The sequence below is a fragment of the Microvirga calopogonii genome, assembly GCF_003347665.1.
In the GTDB taxonomy this organism is placed as follows: Bacteria; Pseudomonadota; Alphaproteobacteria; order Rhizobiales; family Beijerinckiaceae; genus Microvirga; species Microvirga calopogonii.
In genome coordinates, this window is record NZ_QDGA01000197.1 from 1 (window position 1) to 4,491 (window position 4,491).

2 protein-coding genes and 2 pseudogenes are annotated in these 4,491 nt (G+C 59.5%); 3 read left to right on the forward strand and 1 reads right to left on the reverse strand.

Annotated elements, in window-relative coordinates:
• Window positions 1-1,542 (reverse strand): HrpF/NolX family T3SS translocon protein (locus tag DDF70_RS35585; protein WP_114948600.1); only part of this gene is annotated, 1,542 nt, incomplete at its 3' end.
• Window positions 1,543-1,881: 339 nt separating this feature from the next.
• On the opposite strand from DDF70_RS35585, the pseudogene DDF70_RS38615 reads away from it, so the two are divergent.
• The 3 genes and pseudogenes from DDF70_RS38615 to DDF70_RS35605 all read left to right on the forward strand — a co-directional run.
• Window positions 1,882-2,402 (forward strand): annotated as a pseudogene (locus tag DDF70_RS38615) (IS5 family transposase); the annotation flags it as partial.
• 135 nt (window positions 2,403-2,537) lie between these two features.
• A pseudogene (locus DDF70_RS35600) lies at window positions 2,538-2,828 on the forward strand (transposase); the annotation flags it as partial.
• 288 nt (window positions 2,829-3,116) lie between these two features.
• Window positions 3,117-4,424 carry an IS110 family RNA-guided transposase gene (locus tag DDF70_RS35605; protein ID WP_114948661.1) on the forward strand — a complete coding sequence of 436 codons (1,308 nt, stop codon included), beginning with the start codon at window positions 3,117-3,119 and terminating at the stop codon, window positions 4,422-4,424.
• Window positions 4,425-4,491 lie beyond the last annotated feature (67 nt).

The following is a 4,491-nucleotide window of genomic DNA, read 5'->3' on the forward strand; positions in this document are numbered from 1 at the left end:
CGCCATTGAGACGGCATCGGCCACTTGGCCAAGCACTGGAACGAAGCTCAACAAACCCACCGCCGTCGCCGCCCAATCGAGCACTGGCGACACTATCTTGAGCGCGTCCCCGACGGCGTGAATAAAAGCCCCACCGTTTTTCTTCGGTGACTTGGTGTCAGGCTGGTCCGTCCGGCCCGCCAGCATATCCGAAACCGCGTTTTGTTCCGCAGCGGTTTCGGGCACATGGGTCTTTGACTGCTGGACCGTGCGGTTCGCCAGCGACATGCTTTGGTAGAACTGAGCAAAGTCTTCATTGCTGATGTCACCGGAGTCGACCGTGTGGCCACCGCCGAAGTCGAAGAATGAATTATTGGTCTCATAGCCTGTGATCGCATTGTTAAGCTGACTGAACAGCAGAGGATCAGAGAGCAACTGAGAGGCCGCCTCCTGCACTTTCGGGTCGAGGCTTTTGTCCTCCGCCATCCTCGCGAGCTTGTCACGCGTCAGGTCACCGCTTCCAAAGAAGGCGTCCTGATTGCTCTTAATTGTTTCTAACGTCTCAAGCTCGGTACGCGTGAGACTCATCGACGAAGAAGCGACTTGAAGAAAGTCCTCTTTGTGCACCTTGTCTATTCCACCACCATATAACTGCTTCCATTCATCCGAGTGGCTGACGAAGTACTGAGCCGCCGCAATGACCTGGGGTGGACATTTGCCAGATTTTGATTCACCCTCGACGATCTGCTTGAATTCAGCCAGACTCAAGTTTTCGGGCAGGTTTTCAGAGTATCGGTAAAGCTCGCGTAATGCGTCGCTCCGAGTCATGGCGGACGGCTGCGGATCACCCGTGCTGTCGGATGGAATGTAGTTCTGAACGTAGCTTTGTGCCTGCTTATCCTGAAATTCGGCAACTTGGGAGTGATGGCGGGAGAATCCGGACAAGTCCTTCGCCGTGATCTTGCCACCGCAGCGGCCATCGCCCTGCGAGCCGATCGCATAAAACAGCTCTGGATCCTGCTGCAATCCCTTGATCGCCGCTTTCAAATCCGGGGGCGTAGAGGGATCGTTGGCTTTATCTGCCAATGAATCCCAACTGAGTGGAGCTTGGTCCTTGTGGCGGTTCAGCACTGCTACAATCTCCAACTCGGCCTGGGTCAGTGAGCCGCTATTCCACGTGATTCTCTCGCTTTTAACGGGCGCCTGTGCAACAGAAGGGTTGGCGATCTCAGAGGGCTCCGGCCCCCGATCCATCGACTCAATAGCTACCCTCATATTTTGCGGCAGCAGGTCCAATGGGTGCTGGGCCAAGTACTCCAACGACGACTCGGCATCTGACACGGATTCCGAATGCTCCCGGGACAATGCTCCCGCCGTCGAAGCGGATTCCCGCGCCAGCGGGTCACGGAGTTCCGACGGACAGGTCTTGTCCTCTAGCAGGGACATGATCAGCATCGCCTCAAACCGAGATGCGCTTTGCTGAGTCTCGTCGAAAGCCGATACCGGCTCTGACCTTGTCTGAGCGGACTGCGAGAAAAGGATGTTGGCGTTACTGACTGGCATTGTGGCTCCTCAGACATGAAGTTGCATCCGCGACAAGGGCGTCACGATATGTAGTCACCAGCGATAATGGTGATGAGCATTCGCCGGGTTACCAACTCCTCCACAACCGTGCTCTGAGTGCACTGCTTGTTGATCGCCCCACATTCTCTTTCCAGCCCACCTGGCCGACGATCGCTGCGTCCCGAATCTCATCATGACCGGTTCAGCTTTCGACAACCTGACTAACTCCAAAGAATCGATTCAGGATGCGGCCGCGACTGCGGCCTGTGGACATTCAGGGGTCGAGGATTACCGCAGTGGAGAAATTTTGATTCTATTCTGAAAAACTGGAGGTCAGCCTTGAATCGCATGATCCTGAAGGATGAGCAGTGGGAGCGTGTTGCGCCATTACTGCCCGGCAAGGCCGGTGATCCCAGTCTCTCGGGTGCGGATAACCGAGTGGTTCTGGATGCAGTGTTGTGGATCGTTCGCACGGGAGCGCCTTGGCGCAACCTGTCAGAGATGGTCGGGTACTTGAACAGTGTGTTTCGCCGCTTCCACCGGCGGTGTCAGACCAGCGTGCTTCAGCAGGTCTTCCACGCTCTCTCAGGCGATCCCGATTTCGAGTACACGCTCATCGGTGGCCTCATCATCCGAGTCCATCAGCATGGCACGGGCGCCTAATGGGGACTTATGCTCAGGCCATCGGACGTTCGCGCGGCGGCTTGACCACCAAGATCGTGGCCCTGCTGGACAGGCTGGTGGACTTGCACCAATTTCCGGGCCAGCAGCATGATAGTATTGGAGCACAAACCCTGTTGGAGGGCATCGAAATCGGTGCTCTGATTACCGACAAGGGCTTCGACACTGATGCGCTACGCCAAGAACTAGATCCTGTCTGACGGCCCGTGCACCTGCATGAGAGTATGGCTGTTGCTTTGGTGGGGCTCACCATGATCCTCCCTCGCATTGGTGGACACCTTTGCTAAGCTCCTGCGGGAGTTGGAAGGTGTTTGATGACGAAGACGAGACGGGACTTTACCCCCGAGTTCAAACGAGAGACCGTTGCACTTTTGGAGAGCAGCGGTTGACCTCTCATGCAGATCGCAACGGAGCTGGGGATTTCTCCCTCCATGCTGCGCAACTGGCGGGCGGTTGTGCATGGTGGTCCACCTCGATCCAGGGCTGGGAGCAAGACCCCATCGCCCAGCGCCTCTCCCATGGCCTCTCCGGCCGATCAGGCGGCAGAGATCGCGCGGCTCCGGCGTGAGCTCGATCGCACGCGCATGGAGCGCGATGTGTTAAAAAACCGTCGCGGACCGGGTCCGCCTGTGGGGTCAGAAACAGCTTGCTGGTAGTCTGCCCCAGGAGGGGAGCGGCCGTTAGCTTATTGGTGGCGCATGACCCCGTTAAAAAACATGGTCCATGGACTGTTGCGCGCTTGAGAGTGGTGACGCCCCAGGGCGATCCCGGTTAGGAAGTTGACCTTTGGCGCAGTCCAGCCCCTCCCACCCCAAGGAGGAGCCGATGAGACGCAAACGAGAGGCCGGTAAAGATCGCCAGAGCCTGCCGATGGTTCACCCCATGCCGCCGCCATCGATGTCGGGGCCACGATGCACATGGCGGCCGTGGGACCTGACCGGACAGATGAACCCGTGCGCAGCTTCGGGACCTTTACCGCCGACCTGCACCGGTTGGCCGACTGGTTCGAGGTTTGTAGCGTCACCTCCGTCGTCATGGAATCGACCGGGGTTTACTGGATCCCGGTCTTCGAGATCCTGCAGGACCGCGGCTTCGAGGTGCTTCTGGTCAATGCCCGTGACGCCAAGCACGTGCCCGGACGCAAGACGGATGTGAAGGATGCGCAATGGCTCCAGCGGCTGCATGCCTATGGCCTGTTGCGGGCCAGCTTCCAACCCAAAGCCGAGATCGCGGAACTGCGCGCGTATCTGCGCCAGCGTGAGCGGCTGCTCGAGTATGCCGCCTCGCACATCCAGCACATGCAGAAGGCGCTGACCGAGATGAACCTGCAGCTGCATCACGTGGTCAGCGACATTACTGGAGCCACGGGCATGCGCATCATCCGCGCCATTCTGGCCGGAGAACGTGATCCGGCGGTCCTGGCGAGCCTACGGGACATCCGGTGTCACTCCAGCTCCGAGACGATCGAGAAGGCGTTGACGGGTCATTATCGCGCCGAGCATCTGTTCGCGCTCGAACAGGCGCTGGCGCTGTACGACACGTATCAGCACAAGGTGGCGGCGTGCGATCAGAGGATCGAGGCCGTCCTCAAGGCGCTGAGCACCCATGGGCCCGATCCCGCTTCCTTGCCGGCGCCTCGCCGGCGCATGAGCCGCCAGCCCAATGAGCCGAGCTTCGATCTTCGTGGCGCCCTCTATGCGGTTCTGGGCCAGGACCTGACCCGGATCCACGGCCTGGGGCCGTCCTTGGCGCTCAAACTGATCGCGGAGTGCGGCACGGATCTGACGGCTTGGCCCAGCAGCAAGCACTTCACATCGTGGCTCTGCCTCGCGCCCGGCAATAAGATCTCCGGTGGCAAGGTGCTGTCGTCTCGGACGCGCCGGTCGGGCAGTCGGGCGGCGGCCCTTCTGCGGCTGGCGGCCGTGACGATCGGCAAGACGGAGACGGCACTGGGTGCCTTTTACCGGCGGCTGTCGACCCGGATCGGCAAGGCTAAAACTGTGACTGCAACCGCCCGCAAGATTGCAGCGCTGTTCTACAACGCCCTGCGCCATGGCATGGATTACGTTGATCCGGGAGCGTCGTACTATGAGGAACGGTATCGGAAGCGGGTGATCGATAACCTGCACCGCCGCGCCAAGGCGTTCGGGTTTGTGCTGCAGGAGGTCGGTGTCGACGCTTCCAAGGGCGCTGTTTCTTAGGAAGCCATCGGCATCTTCGCGGAGGTGCCGAAATGAGGTTTGGCTTCATCGAGCAGCATGCCCGCAC